10 protein-coding genes are annotated in these 16,172 nt (G+C 67.0%); 2 read left to right on the top strand and 8 right to left on the bottom strand.

Features of this window, described 5'->3' with window-relative positions:
* The first annotated feature begins 17 nt into the window (after positions 1-17).
* Positions 18-974, top strand: a complete 957-nt coding sequence (locus tag CAG31_RS00580) for an alpha/beta hydrolase (RefSeq protein ID WP_085577538.1) — start codon at positions 18-20, stop codon at positions 972-974.
* 128 nt (positions 975-1,102) lie between these two features.
* On the opposite strand, the gene CAG31_RS00575 is transcribed toward CAG31_RS00580, so the two are convergent.
* The 5 genes from CAG31_RS00575 to pvdM all read right to left on the bottom strand — a co-directional run bounded on the left by CAG31_RS00575 (position 1,103) and on the right by pvdM (position 9,093).
* Positions 1,103-3,562, bottom strand: a complete 2,460-nt coding sequence (locus CAG31_RS00575; protein ID WP_085577537.1) for a TonB-dependent siderophore receptor — start codon at positions 3,560-3,562, stop codon at positions 1,103-1,105.
* Positions 3,563-3,678: 116 nt separating this feature from the next.
* Entirely contained in the window at positions 3,679-5,328 is a 1,650-nt protein-coding gene (locus tag CAG31_RS00570; protein WP_085577536.1) for a cyclic peptide export ABC transporter, read from the bottom strand.
* Positions 5,329-5,476: 148 nt separating this feature from the next.
* Positions 5,477-6,385 (bottom strand): formylglycine-generating enzyme family protein, encoded by a 909-nt coding sequence (locus tag CAG31_RS00565; RefSeq protein WP_085577535.1) that lies wholly within the window; start codon positions 6,383-6,385, stop codon positions 5,477-5,479.
* Between the two features lie 51 nt (positions 6,386-6,436).
* Positions 6,437-7,726, bottom strand: coding sequence for an aminotransferase class V-fold PLP-dependent enzyme (locus tag CAG31_RS00560; protein ID WP_085577534.1), 1,290 nt, complete (start codon positions 7,724-7,726; stop codon positions 6,437-6,439).
* Positions 7,723-9,093, bottom strand: coding sequence for a pyoverdine-tailoring dipeptidase-like protein PvdM (gene pvdM, locus CAG31_RS00555; protein WP_085577533.1), 1,371 nt, complete (start codon positions 9,091-9,093; stop codon positions 7,723-7,725). Before pvdM ends, CAG31_RS00560 begins: the two co-directional genes overlap by 4 nt.
* A 314-nt stretch (positions 9,094-9,407) precedes the next feature.
* On the opposite strand from pvdM, the gene CAG31_RS00550 reads away from it, so the two are divergent.
* Positions 9,408-11,027 (top strand): PvdJ/PvdD/PvdP-like protein, encoded by a 1,620-nt coding sequence (locus tag CAG31_RS00550; protein WP_085577532.1) that lies wholly within the window; start codon positions 9,408-9,410, stop codon positions 11,025-11,027.
* A gap of 554 nt (positions 11,028-11,581) precedes the next feature.
* On the opposite strand, the gene CAG31_RS00545 is transcribed toward CAG31_RS00550, so the two are convergent.
* From CAG31_RS00545 to CAG31_RS00535, 3 genes are read right to left on the bottom strand one after another with little or no spacing between them, the layout of a single operon-like run.
* Positions 11,582-12,976 carry an efflux transporter outer membrane subunit gene (locus CAG31_RS00545; protein WP_085577531.1) on the bottom strand — a complete coding sequence of 465 codons (1,395 nt, stop codon included), beginning with the start codon at positions 12,974-12,976 and terminating at the stop codon, positions 11,582-11,584.
* Between the two features lie 7 nt (positions 12,977-12,983).
* Positions 12,984-14,957, bottom strand: a complete 1,974-nt coding sequence (locus tag CAG31_RS00540; RefSeq protein ID WP_085577530.1) for a MacB family efflux pump subunit — start codon at positions 14,955-14,957, stop codon at positions 12,984-12,986.
* Entirely contained in the window at positions 14,958-16,130 is a 1,173-nt protein-coding gene (locus CAG31_RS00535; RefSeq protein WP_085577529.1) for an efflux RND transporter periplasmic adaptor subunit, read from the bottom strand.
* Positions 16,131-16,172 lie beyond the last annotated feature (42 nt).

Here is a 16,172-nt window from a genome sequence, read left to right as displayed (position 1 = left end):
TCGGTTTGGAGAATTGAATGTCGTTGAATCCTGATATCGCCGCGTTCCTGCAACTGGTCGGCAACGGCCGGGCCAGCGGCAAGCGCGTGGGCATGCATGAGCTGACCCCGGAGCAGGCCCGTGAGCAGTTCGATCAATCGTCGCTGCTGATGGACGCCGGCGGCGAAGACCTCGCCGTCGTCGACGAGCTGCGCTTGCCGGTGCGTGACGGCGCGCTGCTGGACGCGCGGCTCTACAGCGACCGACCGCTACAGCCTGGGGCCAAGTGCCCGGCGCTGCTGTACTTCCATGGTGGCGGCTACGTGGTCGGCAGTCTCGATTCCCATGACTCGCTGTGCCGGGCATTGGCGTCGATGGCCGGTTGCGTGGTGCTGTCGGTGGCTTACCGGCTGGCGCCGGCGTTCCGTTTCCCGACCGCCGCCGACGATGCGCGGGACGCCTGGGACTGGCTGGTGGGCAGCGCCCAGGACCTGGGCATCGACACCGCCCGCCTGGCGATCGCCGGCGACAGCGTCGGCGGCAGCCTGGCGACGGTGCTGGCCGCGCAACTGACCCAGGCGCCGGTGCGGCCCCTGTTGCAGGTGCTGATCTATCCGGTCACCGACGCCAGCCGCAGCACGCCGACCATCGAGCGTTACGCCGAGGGCTATCTGCTGGAGAAGGCGTCCCTGGAGTGGTTCTACAGCCATTACCAGCGCAGCGCCGAAGACCGCCTCGACCCGCGCTTCTCGCCGCTTTTGGGCGAGCCGTCGGCGCAGGTGGCGCCGGTGCTGCTGGTGTTGGCCGAATGCGATCCGCTGCACGACGAGGGCGTGGCGTATGCCCGTCATCTGCAGGCGGCGGGGGTGGCGGTGGAGCTGAAGGTCTACGAGGGCATGACCCACGACTTCATGCGCATGGGCGCGATCGTCGATGAGGCCGAAGAGGCGCAGCAGCACATCGCCGAGCGGTTGAGGGCGGTATTCGGCCTGTAGGCTGCATGTTGAGGGACGGAGAAGGCCGCTGACAGCGGCCTTTTTTGTGGGCGGGGCTTTTGTGGCCGGTGGAATCGCAGACAGCAAAACGCCGGCAGATGCCGGCGTTTTGCATGACGCGGGACGTGTTACCAGTTGTAGGTCACGTCGGCGGTCATGGTGCGGCCTTCGCCGTAGTAGCAGTCCAGCGTGCTGTTGCAGCTGGCGACGTATTTCTCGTCGGTGAGGTTTTCCAGGTTCATCTTCACTTTCACGCCTTTGATGTGCAGCGGCGATTTTTCCAGGTCGTAGGAGACCATGGCGTCATACACGGTGTACGACGGGATCTGGAAGGAGTCCTCTTCGTAGTCCGAGCCGTAGCTGCTGCGCACGTAGCGGGTGCCCAGGCCCATGCCCAGACCGGCCAGCGAGGTGGAGAGGTCGAAGTCGTAGTTGATCCAGGCCGACGCGGTCAGCGGCGGGCTCATGGCCAGGGTGCGGCCTTCGCGGCCGTCGTTCACGCTGCGCCATTTGATCTGGTTGCGCGACACGGACGCCAGCACGCGCACGTTCTGGGTCACGTTGACCTTGCCTTCCAGCTCAACGCCGCGCGAACGCACCGAACCGCTCTGGATGCTGAAGCCAGGGTTGAGCAGGTCGTTGGTGAGCATGTTGTTCTGGTCGATCTGGTACGCCGACAGCTGGATGAAGCCGTCGATGGACTTCGGCTCGTACTTGATGCCGACTTCGTACTGCTTGCCCTCGGTCGGTTCGAACCCGCGGCCGTTGAGGTCGGCGCCGGTCTGCGGCAGGAACGACTCGGCGTAGCTCACGTACGGCGTCATGCCGTTCTCGAATTCGTAGCCGAAGCCGGCGCGGCCGGTGAACTTCTCGTCCTTGATGTTGGAACGGTTGCCGCCCAGCGGCTCCTTGTTGATGGTCTCGGCCCAGTCGTAGCGGCCGCCCAGGGTCAGGAACCACTGGTTCCAGCGCATCTGGTCCTGGGTGTACAGGCCGGTCTGCTTGACGGTGTTGTCCCACTTGTACGGCTGGCGGAAGTTGAACTGGCTGCCGTAGACCGGGTTGTACAGGTCGATGGCGGGGCCGGTGCGGTCGTAGCGGCCGAGGAACTTGGAGTTGAAGTGGTAGTAGTCCACGCCCAGCAGCAGGGTGTGGTCCACGTCGCCGGTCTTGAACTTGGCCTGGGCGATGTTATCGATGCCGTAGACCGTGTTGTGCTGGGCCCAGTCCACGCCGTAGCGGGTCTGGTAGCTGCCGTCATTGATGCCGGTGTTGGGGTTGGGCAGGAACGAGTAGCCGTGCAGCGGCGCGACGTACCGGTCGTTGAGGTCGGCGTAGCGGGCGTTCTGCTTGAGGGTCCAGACGTCGTTGAGCTCGTGGGCCAGCTCGTAGCCGACCACGAACTGCTCGCGGTCGTACTTGTTCAGGCCCGGCTCGCCGAGGAACAGGCTGCGGCTGATGCGGCCGTTCGCGCTGCGGTGCACGGTGCCGTCGGCCGGCAGGCCTTGCGCCTCGGGGGTGTCGCGGTCTTTCTGGTACTGGCCGTAGACGGTGAGGCTGGTGCTGTCGTTCGGCAGCCAGGTCAGGCTCGGCGCGAGCAGCATGCGGTTCTGGTCGGCGTGGTCGATCTGCGAGTTGCTGTCGTTGATCACGCCGGTGAGGCGGTAGAGGAACTCGCCCTGGTCGTCGATCGGGCCGCCGAGGTCGAAGGCGCCGTATTTGCGGTCATAGCTGCCGCCGCCGATGATCACTTCGTGCAGCGGCGTGGCGGTCGGGCGCTTGCCGACCATGTTGACGATGCCGCCGGGCTGGTTCTGGCCGTACAGCACCGACGCCGGGCCCTTGAGCACTTCGATGCGCTCCAGGGTGTACGGGTCGATCTGCAGCGAGCCGCCGGTGCTGCCGCCGCCGTAGGGCAGGTGCAGGCCGTCGAGGTACAGCGGGGTCGGCGAGAAGCCGCGGGAGGTCGGTTCGTCGAAGATCTTCACCCGGTCGGAGAAGCCGCCGCCGGTCATGCCCGCGGTGTAGCGCAGGGCCTCGGTGACCGACTGCGAGCCGCGCATCTTGATTTCGTCCTGGGTGACGACGTTGATGGTCTGCGGGATCTCGTTGAGCGGAGTGTCGGTCTTGGTGCCGGTGGCGCTGCGCTTGGCGACGATCCCGTCGACCGGGCCCCAGGCCGATTCCTGTGCGGCGGTGATGCTGGTCGGCGCCAGGTCCAGGCTGGCGCCGCTGCTGCGCACGCGCAACGCGACGCTGTTGCCCTGGACGCTGTAGGCGATGTCCGTGCCTTGCAGCAGTTGCGCCATGGCGGCGGTCGGTTCCAGGTTGCCGCTGACGGCGGTGCTGCGCAGGCCGCTGACTTCGTCCGGGCTGTAGAGCACTTGCAGGTTGGTCTGGCGGCCGAATTCCTGCAAGGCGCTCCCCAGCGACTGGGCAGGAATGTCGATCGCCACGGCGGCGGCCTGGGCCATGCCGGCCATCGGCAGGGTCATGGCCAGCGCGCAAAGTGCCGGAAGCGTCGGGCGGAAGGAGCGGCGGATCAGCAGAGCCTTGGCGAGCGGGTGGAGTCCGTGCGGTGCGGGCATTGTTCTTCTACTCTTCAAAGTGTTGACTGAGAACTATTTCTATTAACTGTAAGTAAGACGTTGAGCCTCCGGAAAACCGGAAAGGCTCAACGCACTTTTTTACGAATGTTTCACAGTCAGGCGGGTTGCGGCTCGGTGACCACTTTGCCGGCGTTCATGCGCACCAGTTGGTCGGCGATGTCGAAGTAACGGTCGTCGTGGGAGATGACGATGATGGTCTTGCCCAGGCGCTTCAGGTCCGGCAGCAGTTCCGTGTAGAAGATCCGGCGGAAGGTCGGGTCCTGGTCGGCGGCCCACTCGTCGAACACCAGCACCGGACGCTCTTCGAGCCAGGCGTTGATCAGCGCCAGGCGCTTGCGCTGGCCGGTGGACAGGTCGGTGGTGGTGAACGAGCCGTCGCGCACGCTGACCTTGTGGGCGATCTCCAGGCGCTGCAGGTATTTGTTGGCGTCGTCGGGAATGTGCGTGTCGCCCTGCACCACATCGTCGAACAGGTAGTAGTCGGCGAAGATGGTGGTGAACAGTTGGCGGTAGTCGTCGCGGGTGAGGGCGGTGACCGGTTGGCCGTTGAGGCGGATCTCGCCTTGCTGCGGCGCGTACAGGCCCAGCAGCAGCTTGATCAGCGTGGTCTTGCCGCAGCCGTTCTCGCCGACGATGAAGATGATGTCGCCCTGTTCGATCTTCAGGTTCACGGGGCCCAGGCGGAACGGCGCGGCGCCTTCCACGGTGGGGAAGCTGTACGACACGTCGGACAGCTCCAGGCTGTGCACCGGCGTCTTGCGGTTGCCTTGGTCGCTGAGCAGCAGGTGCGGCTCCGGCGAGGAGAACTGCTCGGACAGTTCGGCGATGCGGCGGAACGCGATCTGCGCGCGGCTGACGATCGGCAAGGTGCCGATGATGTGCTCCAGCGGGCCTTTCATGTACAGCAGCACCAGCACGAAGCCGCTCATCACGGCCTTGTCGGCGCTCGGCCACAGCGATTGCAGGGCCAGCGCCAGGCCGATCACCACGAAGAACAGCATCGAGCCCAGGGTCTTGGCGACCACGAAGATGTTCACCGAGCGCACCTGGGTGTCGCAGATGCGGTCGGCGGTGGCCTCGATGCCGGAAATGAACATGCGGTGCCGGCGCGGGCGGTGGATGCGCAGTTCCTTGGCGCCTTCGGCGACGGCGTTGTAGTGCTTCTGCAGCTCGTCCTCGTGGTCGCGGGCCTTCATGAAGCCCTGCATGCCGCGCCCGCGGGCGATGTACTGGATGACGGTGCCGATCAGGATCGCCGCCGCCATCAACAGGAACATCGGCCACGACAGCATCGCCAGGTAGCCCATGCAGCCGAGGGTGACGGTCAGGGAAATGGCCAGCGGCGCGAAGGCGAAGGCGAAGTCGCTGATGGTGTCGACGTCGTGGGTCAGCACCGGGATCAGGCGGTGGCTGCGGTAGCGTTCGATCTGCTCGATGGGCGCCGACAGCACCTTTTCGCCCAGCTCTTTGCGCAGCTTGGCGATGATGTGCTGGCCGACGAAGTTGGTGCCGATGTCGGAGAAGATCGAGCTGGCCAGCGCCAGCAGGCACAGGCCGGCGAAGGCGGCGACCACGGTGCTGGTCAGGCCGCCTTCGTCGTGCAGGGCGCCGTTGATCGTCGCCAACAGGGCGGTGACGCTCAGGCCGCCGACCATGCCGAGCAGGATCGAGCCGGCGACGATCAGCCGAAAGGGTTTGAGCAGGGCGAACAATTCATTGATCACCCCGCGTGTTGGTTTGCTCATGGAGGTTCCCTGCTTGAAAAAGCGGCGAAGGCCGACAGCGGTGGCGGCTTCGCCTGGGTGACGTAGAAGAGGGCGGGGGCGCGCCGCAACGGATCGCGCCCACCTGTAGAACGACTGGAGGGAGGGTTAATTTAGCGGTGCTGCGGGCTCACAGGTCCCGGGCGACGCGGAAGCCGATCCAGTCGCCGCGCTCGGTCGGCACCAGCGCGTTGCGGTTGCCGGAGCGGGAGAACACCGGCGCTTCGCCCCAGTCGTTGCCGCGGATGCGCTTGAATTCGCACTTGCCGGTCTGCCAGGCGCTGCCGTCGTTCGGTGCGCCGACGTAGTTCTCGTTGTAGCAGTCGGCGGTCCACTCGTAGACGTTGCCGTGCATGTCGTACACGCCGAAGGCGTTGGCCGGGAAGCTGCCGGCCGGGGCGGTGAAGTTGTAGCCGTCCGCCGCGCCGTAGGTGTTGGCGTGCTTGGCGATGCTGTATTCCTTGCCTTCGTCGAACGGGAACGGGAACGGTCCTGCGGTGCCGCCGCGGGCGGCGTATTCGCGCAGGGACTCGCTGACCAGGCGGTACTGCTTGCCGGTCTTCTTCGACAGCCACGCCACGTAGGCGTTGGCCTCGGCGAAGTCCATGCACACCGCCGGGTGGCGGTCGGTGTACTGCTTGCGCGGGTCGCTGCCTGCGTAGTCCGGAATCCCGGCCTTGCATGCGCGGCCCGGGCGGTCGTCGCCGTCGGGCATGCGGTAGCCGGTCTCTTGGAGGTAGGCGAACCATTCGCCCTTGAGCACCTGGAAGCGGCTGATGGCCAGCGGCTTGGCGAACGTCACCTCGTGCATAGGGCCTTCGTCGGGTTCGCGGCCGACCTCATCGTCCGGGGTGCCCATGGTGAAAGTGCCGGTGGGCAGCACGACCATTTCCGGGCAGTCCTTGCAGTCCTTGAACACCTTGCCCGGCGCCGGCGGGGTGGCGGCTTGGGCGGCGCCCGGCAGGAGGGCGGCGGCCAGGGCGGTCAGCGCCAGGGCCGGCAGGGCCTTCAGGGAAAAACGTCGCGGTTCGCGGTTCATTTCATGCCTCTCAAAAAAGGAAATCGCCAAAAGGAAGCGGGAAGGGCGGGGTCACAGGGCCCGGTCGAGCACGGCCAGCAGGCGGTCGATCTGCGCCTCGTCGTTGAGCAGCCCCGGCGCGGTGCGGATCACCGGGCCCACGTCACGGTGCACGGCGTCGGCCACCACCCGGTTGGCCATCAGGTGCGCGGCGACCTTGTCGCTGTCCTTGCCCTTGACCCGGAAGAAGGTGAAGCCGGCGGAGAACGCCGGGCTCAGCGGCGTGACCAGTTCGATCTGCGGCCGCTGCAGCAGGCGTTGCTTGAGGTAGCTGTTGAGGGCGTGGATGCGCGCCTGCACATCGGCCTTGCCCAGCCGCAGGTGTAGCTTGAACGCCTCGCTCAAGGCCCAGCGGTGCTCGAAGGCGTGGAAGCCGCCGGGGGTCATGGTGGTGGAGAAATGCTCGGCTTCGGAAAACGTCGGAATGATCGGGGTGACGTACTTCACCTCCGGCGTGCGGCTGACCACGATCCCGGTGCCGCGCGGGCCGAACATCCACTTGTGGGTGCCGGCGATGAAGAAGTCGCAGTTCATCGCCGGGAAGCTCAGGTCTTCCACGCCGAAGCCGTGCACGCCGTCCACCACGTAAACGATGCGGTCGGCCTCGCTGCGGCCACGGTTGTGCTTGTCGACGAGGGCGCCGATGTCGGCCAGCGGCAGTTTCACGCCGCTGCCCGAGTGCACCCAGCACATGCCCAGCACGCGGGTTTCGGGGCGGATGCTGCGGTCGATGGTGGCCAGCAGCTGTGCCTTGTCGATTTTCTGCGGGTCGTCGAACAGGCGGATCTTGCGCACCCGGGTGCCTTCGCGCTCGGTGCGCAGCTCAAGGATGGTGTGGGTGGCGTAATGCTCGTGTTCGGTGGTGAGGATCTCCTGGTCGGCGCGCACCCGCACGCCGCCGTAGATCATCGCCAGCCCCTGGGTGGTGCTGCCGGTCAGGGCGATCTGCCGGGCGTCGGCCTGCACGTACTTGCCGGCCCAGGCACGGACTTCTTCCTCGCGCTGCTCGGTGACGCCCAGGTCCCAGTCCATCGACAGGCCGGGGTTCTTGTCGATCGCCGCCCGGTGCAGGGCGATGGCATCGCGCACGGGGCGCGGGTGGGTGGTCACCAGAAAGTTGGAGAAGTGCAGGTAATCCGGATCCTGGTCGAACAGCTGCCGCAACTGCGTCCACTTGTCGCCCAATGCCGATGCCAATGCCGGCGACTGGGCAGCGGCGGCCAGTTCCGGCAGGCCGGCGCCCAGCGGCAGTGCGGCGGCCAGCAGCCCGGCCTGTTTCAGGAATTCGCGACGGTTGCTCATGGCTTGGCGGCTTCCCGGTTCTGGGCCAGCGCAGGCCTGGCGGATTTCTCGACCTGGTCCCACACCCGCAGGAAGTTGCCGCCCCACAGTTTGGCGATGTCCGCCTCGGAGTAGCCGCGCGACAGCAGTTCGGCGGTCACGTTGCGGATCTCGCCGACGTTCTCCCAGCCTTTGACGCCGCCGCCCTCGTTGAAGTCGGAACTGATGCCGACGTGGTCGATGCCGATCTTGCGCACGGTGTAGTCGATGGCGTCGCCCAGATCCTTGAGGCTGGCCTTGGGTTCCTCTTCGAGGATCGCGTAGAGCTGGCCGGCGTACTCGCCGAAGCGTTGTTCGGGCCACGCGGCGATGATCGGGTCGCCCGGCATCAGGGCCACGGCCAGGTTCGGCAGCGGCGGCAGGTCGAAGCGCTTGCGCAGTTCGTTGAGCTTGTCCTGGGTCTGCTGGGTCAGCGGGCGCAGGTACTGCGAGAAGCCGACGATCTGCACCACGCCGCCGCTGTTCTTGATCAGTTGCAGTTCCTTGTCGCTGAGGTTGCGCGGAATGTCGACCATGGCCCGCGGCGCCGAGTGCGACGCCACCAGCGGCGTACGGCTCAGTTGGGCGACCTGTTCCAGGGCCTTGGTGGACATTTGCGAGACGTCGATGATCACGCCCAGGTCGTTCAGGCGCTTGACCGCCTGCTTGCCCAGGTCCGAGAGGCCGTCGAGGGCGTCGGGCGAGTCGTTGAAGAACGGCAGCGGCCGCGAGGAGTCGGCCCAGTCGTTGTTGCCGATGTAGCTGAAGCCGAACATGCGCATGCCGCGGGCGGTCCACAGGTCCAGCTGGTTCAGGTCGTGGCCCAGCGGGTAGGCGTTGAGCATGCTGATGAAGATCGCGAACTTGCCTTCGCCGTGCAGGCGGCGGAAATCGTTGGCGGTGTAGGCGATGCCGACCTGGTTGGGGAAGTCGCGCACCATGCCGGAAATGATCTTGTAGCGGATTTCCTGCTGGTTGCGCGCCTCGTCGACGAAGCCGGCGGTGGGGCGGTGCGGGGCGTTGGCGCCGTTCCAGATCTCCGGCCAGCCGAAGATGGTCAGCGCCGCGCCCGACAGCCGCCCGCGGTTGGCCTTGACCAGGTCGAACTGCTCGCTGCCGTCCTTGTCGATCTCGTTGCCGGTGGTGCCGAAGCTCTGGGTGATGGTGATGTGGCTGTCGAACGACAGCATGTGCTCGTGCAACGCCTCGGCCTGTTGCATCACTTTGTGCGGGTAGCCGGGATTGTCCTTGAAGAAGGTGTCCCAGACCGCGAAGCCGGCGCCGGCGGCGACCGCCAGGGCCAGCGGCAGGCCGATGAAAAGAGCCTTTTTCGAACGTGGTTTTGTCATTGCCGTCTCAGTCAGGTTCGCTGTCGGGATGCAGGCGCAGAGGCCTTCGCTATCTGGGAAGAACGAGCGGTCGGCGACGGAATTTAGGCTGGCCGGCGAAGTGCCCGGCGCGGTGGGCCTTATGGGAGCGAGCCTGCTCGCGATGAGGGTCTGTCGGTGACATCGAGGTGGCTGATGCATCGCCATCGCGAGCAGGCTCGCTCCCACAGGGGGGGAGGTGCGGCGGCCCATTCGCGCGCGCACCGTAAATTTGTCCGCGCAGCAAACGTTCTTGCTGGGATAAGGCCTGCTTCAAGGCTGACACAGGTAGGGCAATGAGAATTTCTCGACGATGGTTCATGGCAGGCCTGGCGCTGACCGGCGCTGCCGTACCGGCGGCCTATTTCGGGCATCGCGAATGGACGAAGCCGGATCCGACGGTCACCCCTGGCGAGGCGTCGTTCGACGTGGCCGACGTGGCCGGGCAGCGTCTGGCCAATGCGCTGCGCGGGGTCTGGAAGATCCGTTTCACGGGGGCCGACGCCGGCCTCGAAGGGTTGCCGCCCAAGGGGCTCGAAGTGTTTCTGGACATCGGTCAGAAAGGCCGGGGTGTGTGCGGCTTTCTCGACACCCCGGAGCGTCTGCGCTCGGATGAAACACCCCGTTACCGAATTCTCGGCGACCTGGCCGGGGCTGACGCCTCGACGCTCAGCTGGCGCCTGATCGGCGCGGGCGGGCGGGTCGACTATGAACTGAACATGGTGCTCGACGAGGTCTGGGCCGATTTCGGCAATGCCGGCAGCGGCAGCCTCAGCGGCACGGTGCAGCGGCTGGACCGTTCGCTGGCGCTGCCGGCCCAGGATCACCGCTTCATCGCGGTCAAGTGCCTGTTCCCGGAGGCGCGCCAGCGCACGCCGCTGAACCCGACGCTGCTGGCCTGGCTGGTGTCGCCTGAGCATCGCCTGTTCCATCAGGTCTGGCATGCGACCCGGGACAAGTGGCACACCTTGTCCGAGGACAAGCGCAATGCCCTGCGCGGCCTCGGCTGGCAGCCCGGCCCGCGTGACCAGGAGCGTGACGCCCGTGGTCCGCGCAAGGACCGCAACGGCTCGGGGATCGATTTCTTCTTCATGCACCGGCACATGCTCGGCACGGCCCGCTCCATGCAGGACCTGCCGTCATGGGCATTTTTCCCGTTGCCGCAGCCGGAGCTGGTGCGTGACCGCCAGGGCTTCGCCCGCTACTTCGACAACCACGACGGCACCGCGCTGCCGCCGACCTGGCTGGCCGAAGGCGACGACGAGTACAGCCAGTGGGTCAGCGACATCAAGACGGCCGAGACGTACCAGAGCAATTTCGAGGTGTGGGAATCGCAGTACCGCGATCCGCAGTACCTGTCGAAGCTGACCCTGGGGCAGTTGGGGTCGGAGATGGAACTGGGCCTGCACGACTGGCTGCACATGCGCTGGGCCTCGGTGCCGCGGGATCCGTCCAACGGCCAGCCGGTGCCGCTGGCCCGGGACCTGGACGACTTCGCCGCCCGCTGGTTCGCGCCGGAGAACGATTTCCTCGGCGATCCGTTCTCTTCCCATGTGAACCCGGTGTTCTGGCATTTCCACGGCTGGATCGACGACCGGGTCGAGGACTGGTTCCGGGCCCATGAGCGCTTCCACCCGGGCCAGGTCGAGCGGCTTGAGGTCAACGGTGTGCAGTGGTTTGCGCAAGGGCGTTGGGTCGAAGTGGCCGATCCGTGGCTGGGGCCGACCACCCATGGCTGCAGCACCACGCCGGGGCTGCAGGTGGGCAAGTCGGTGGAGATGGATCCGGAGACCATGAAACTGGCGCTGCGCATCACTTTCGGCGAAGACGAGAAGAAGCTCACCGAACTGTTCCGGCGCGTGCCGCAGCGGCCGTGGTATGCGCGCAACCTGAAGGCCAAGCAGAGCCAGGCCTGACCCGCGCGTCACCGTTCATTCGCGCACTGCCGGCATCGTAGATGTCGGCAGTGCCGGCCTCATCGCCAGCAGGCTGGCTCCCACAGGTTTTGGGGTGTGCAGGGCATTTGTGGCTGCCCCGGATCCCTTGTGGGAGCCAGCCTGCTGGCGATGGCGGTGGAACAGGCAACAGAGATGCCGACAGTTCGGGCCTCATCGCTAGCAAGCTAGCTCCCACAGGTTTTTGGGGTGTGCAGTGCATTTGTGGCTGCCCCGGATCCCTTGTGGGAGCCAGCCTGCTGGCGATGGCGGTGGAACAGGCAACAGAGATGTCGGCAGTTCCGGCCTCATCGCCAGCAGGCTGGCTCCCACAGGGTTTTGGGGTGTGCAGGGCATTTGTGGCTGCTCCCGATCCCTTGTGGGAGCCAGCCTGCTGGCGATGGCGATGGCGATGGCGATGGCGGTGGAACAGGCAACAGAGATGCCGACAGTTCGGGCCTCATCGCTAGCAAGCTAGCTCCCACAGGTTTTTTGGGTGTGCAGGGCATTTGTGGCTGCCCCGGCTCCCACAGGAGTTACAGCGCCCGCCACCCGCCTCCGAGCGCCTTGTACAGGGCAATGCTCGCCTGTAGTCGCGACAGCCGCAGTTGCACGTTCGAATCCTGGGCCGCGTACAGGGTGCGCTGGGTCTCCAGCACTGTCAGCAGATCCTCGGCGCCGGCCTGGTAGCGGCTCTGGGCGATGTTGAACGCGGTCTGGGCCTGGTTCAGTTCTTCGGTCTGCCACTGGCGCTGTTCGTCGAGCCCCCGAATGCTGTTGAGGGCTTTTTCGACGTCGGCAAAACCGCTGACGATCGCGCCGCGGTAGGTTTCCAGCAGTTCTTCCTGGCGGGCCGTGGCCTTGTCGCGCTCGGCGCCCAGGCGGCCGTTGTTGAAGATCGGCGCCACCAGCCCGGCGGTCAGGTTGTAGAAGGGGCTGCGAACCAGGTTGCTGAACCGGTTGGCGCCCGAGCCGAGCTGGGCGGTCAGGGTGACGGTGGGCAGCATGGCGGCGCGGGCCACTTTCACGTCGGCTTCGGCGGCGGCCAGTTGCGCTTCGGCGCGGGCGATGTCGGGACGGCGGCTGAGCAGGTCGCTGGGGACGCCGGCCGCGATGGTCGGCCAGGTCAGCCGGTCGAACGGTTCCGGCGACGGCGCCAGCGCCTGCACGGGTTGGCCGAGCAGGACGGCGAGGCTGATCAGCGCTTCCTGGGCCTGTTGCTGCACCAGGGGCACCTGACGCTCCTGGGCGGCCACCAGGCTTTTTTGCTGGGCCAGTTCCAGGGCGGTGGCCGAGCCTGCGTCGAAGCGGGTCTGCACCAGCTTCAGCACGCTGCGGGCGTTGGTCAGGTTCAGTTCGGCGATGCGGCTGCGTTCGCCCAGGGACAGGGCCTGCGCGTAGGTGTCGGCGACGTTGCCCAGCAGCGTCAGCTCGACGGTCGCCCGGTCGAACTCGCTGGCTTGCAGGCTGAACCGTGCGCTGTCCCGGGAGGCGCGCTTGCCGCCCCAGAAATCGATCTCGTAGCTGGCGCTCAGGTTGGCGTCGAAGTAGTCCACAGCCTTGTTGCTGTTGTCGGCGTCGAGCTGGCTGTAGCCGTTGCCGCGCAGCAGCTTCTGCCGGTTGGCGTTGGCCCCGGCCTTGATCTCGGGCAACTGCGAGCCGCCGGCGATCACCGTGGCGGCACGGGCCTGACGCACCCGGGCCATGGCGGCGGCCAGGTCGTGGCTGCCGAGCCGGGCCTGTTCGATCAGGCGGTCCAGCTCGGGGCTGCCGAATTGCGTCCACCACTGCGCGTCGTGGCGGGCGGTGGCGTCGGAGTGGGGCGATTGCCAGGCGGCAGGCGGTTGCAGGCCGCTGTCCGGACGCTGGACGGGACTGGCGCAGGCGCTGAGCATCAGGCACACGGCCAACAGGCTGAGGCGTGGTTTCATCAAGCGATCATTCACTGGTAAGGGCCGTGACCGGATCGAGCCGGGCGGCTTTGCGGGCGGGCATGAAGCCGAAGACGACACCGGTCACGAGGGCGCAGCCGAAGGCGCCCAGCACCGCCATCAGGGAAAACGCGACGGCGACTTCGCTGAGGATCAGCACGCCGCCGATGATCAGCGCCAGGGCGATCCCGGCGAGGCCGCCGACCACCGACAGCATCACCGCCTCGGTGAGGAACTGGCGCAGGATGTCGCGCTGGCGGGCGCCGGTGGCCATGCGGATGCCGATCTCGCGGGTCCGTTCGCGCACGGTCATGAGCATGATGTTCATCACGCCGATGCCGCCCACCAGCAGCGAGATCGCCGCGATCGAGCCGAGCATCAGCGACAGGGTGTTCTGCGTGCGGGCCTCGGCCTGGATCATCGCGGCGTTGTTGGTCAGCTCGAAGTCCTTCTTGCCGTTGTGCAGGCGCAGCATCAGTTGCTCGATGGCGTGCTCCGCTTCCTTGACCTTGCGCGCGTCGGCGGCGGCGATGGCCACGTATTCCGGATTGCGCGTGCCGAACAGCCGGACGCTGGCGGCGGAGTAGGGGATGGCGATGCGGTCGTCGCTGTCCTGGTCGCCGGAGCTGGCGCCCTTTTCCTGGAGCACGCCGACCACCTGGAACGGCACGTTCTCGATCAGGATGTACTGGCCCAGCGGGTTGGCGACATCCTTGAGCAGCTTGTCGCGCACCTTCTTGCCGATCACCGCGACGGCCGTGGCGTTGCGTTCGTCGGCCTCGGTGAAGTAACTGCCCTCGACCACCGGCCAGTTGAAGATCGCCGGGAAGTTGGTGTCGTTGCCGCCGACATAGCTCAGGTGGTCGACGTTGCCGAAGCGCACCCCGGCCTCGGCGCCGTTGACCGGCATGATGCGTTTGACCTGCGGCAGGCTGGCCAGCGCCGCGACGTCGTCCAGGGTGACGATGCCGGGCGGCGTGCGCGGGTTGGGGGCCGAGCCGCTGAGGTAAATGATGTTGGAGCCGAACGCGCCCATCTGCGCCATCACCTGGCGCTTGCTGCCTTCGCCGACCGCCAGCATCACCACCACCGAGGCCACGCCGATGATGATGCCGAGCAGGGTCAGGGCGGTGCGGAAGCGGTTGATCCACATCACCCGCCAAGCGGCGTGCAGGGCGTCCACCAGTTCGCCTTTCCAGGCGCCGTTGGCTTGCGCGCCTTCGGCCAGGCGCTTGCGCAGGTCCACCGCCTGCAGGGCGCCGGGGTTGGCGGCGGCCTGGACGGCGGGGTCGTCGGCGGCGCTGTCACTGATGATCAGGCCGTCACGGACTTCGATGATGCGCTTGGCCCGGGCCGCGACTTCGCGGTCGTGGGTGATGAGGATCACCACGTGGCCCTGGCCCGCCAGTTCATCGAGCAGCGCCATGACTTCCTTGCCGCTGTGGCTGTCGAGGGCGCCGGTGGGTTCGTCGGCGAGGATGATGTGGCCGCCGTTCATCAGGGCGCGGGCGATGGATACCCGCTGCTGCTGGCCGCCGGAGAGCTGGTGCGGACGGTTGCCGGTGCGCGAGGCCAGGCCGAGGCGGTCGAGCAGGGCGGCGGCGCGGGCGTGCCGCTCGGCCGCTGGCGTGCCGGCGTAGATCGCTGGCATCTCGACGTTTTCCTGGGCCGAGCCGGACGGGATCAGGTGATAGCCCTGGAACACGAAACCGAACGCTTCGCGGCGCAGCCAGGCCAGTTCGTCGCTGTCCAGGCCGGCGACGTTTTCGCCGGCGAAGCGGTATTCGCCGGACGTCGGCCGGTCGAGGCAGCCGAGGATGTTCATCAGCGTCGATTTGCCGGAGCCCGACGCGCCGACGATGGCCACGAACTCGCCGGCGTGGATCGACAGGTCGATGCCGCGCAGCACGTGGACTTCCGGGGCGTCGCCGCCGCCGTAGGCCTTGCGGATGTCCCGCAGTTCGATCAGGGGCGTCTGCATTCAGCCTCCGTTGCCGTCGGCGGGGCCGATCAGCAGGTGATCGCCCTCGTTCAGGCCTTCCAGCACCTGCACGTTCAGGCGGTCGCTGATACCGGTGCGCACTTCGCGGGGCTGCACCTCGCCGTTGGCGGCGACCACCCGGGCGGTTTGCAGGCCGGCGGCGGCACTGCCCTGCAGGGCGGCGACCGGCGCGGTGAGCACGTCCTTCGCCTGGCCGGCGACAAAGAACACCTGGGTGGTCATCTCGGCCATCAGGGCGTTGTCGGCGTTGTCGACATCCAGCAGCACGGTGTAGAGCACCACCCGGGCGCTCCCGCTTTTGCTGGTGCTGGCGGGGCTGCCGCCGCCCTGGCTGGTCTGGTCCAGCGGCTTGGGCGGCACCGGCAGGATCTGCCGCACCGTGCTGCTCCAGCGCCGCTGGCCGCCGCTCAGGGTGGTGAAGTAGGCGGTCATGCCCGGTTTGACGTGGCCGATGTCGGCTTCCGAGACTTCGGCCCAGACCGTCATCGGCGACAGCTTGGCGATGCGCAGGATCAGCGGCGTCTGCTGCTGGGCGTTGAGGGTCTGGCCTTCGCGGGCGTCGAGGGCGACGACGGTGCCGGCCATCGGCGCGAAGATGCGCGTGTAGCCGAGTTCGGCCTGGTCGCTGCGCAGGCTGGCTTCGGCCTGGCGGATCTGTGCCTGGATCATGTCGATGCGCGCCTGGGTGGCCTTCAGCTCGGCGCGGGCGGTCTGCACGTCTTCTTCGCGGGTGGCGCCGCCGGCGGCGAGGTGCTGCTGGCGTTGGTGCTTCTGCTGCGCCAGTTCGTGCTGGGCCTTCTGTTCCTGCAGCTGCGCCTTGAGGTTCTCGATGGAGAAGCGCCCGGCGTCGAGCTTGGCCTTTTGCGTGGACGGGTCGATCTCCACCAGCAACTGACCTTCCTTGACCGTGTCGCCGACCTCCACATGGATCTTCTTGATCTGGCCCGAGGCCTGGGCGCCGACGTCCACGTAGCGTCGCGGCTGCAGGGTGCCCAGGGCGGTGACGCTGCTTTCGATGTCGCCGCGGGTGACTTGCACGGTGGCGAACTTGTCCCGGCCGGGGGGCAGCATCTGCCAGGCCGCATAGGCGGCGACGGGGATCAGACAAAGGGTGGCGAGCAGGGCGCGTCGGGCGGGGCGGGGACGTTTCATGCAGGGTTCCGGCCAGTGGGAATCGGCCCGTCGTTCACGGGG

The sequence above is a fragment of the Pseudomonas sp. R25(2017) genome, from assembly GCF_002112565.1.
Lineage (GTDB): Bacteria > Pseudomonadota > Gammaproteobacteria > Pseudomonadales > Pseudomonadaceae > Aquipseudomonas > Aquipseudomonas ekonensis.
Note: the sequence above shows the minus strand (reverse complement) of the source record. Positions and strands in the feature narration are given on the sequence as shown.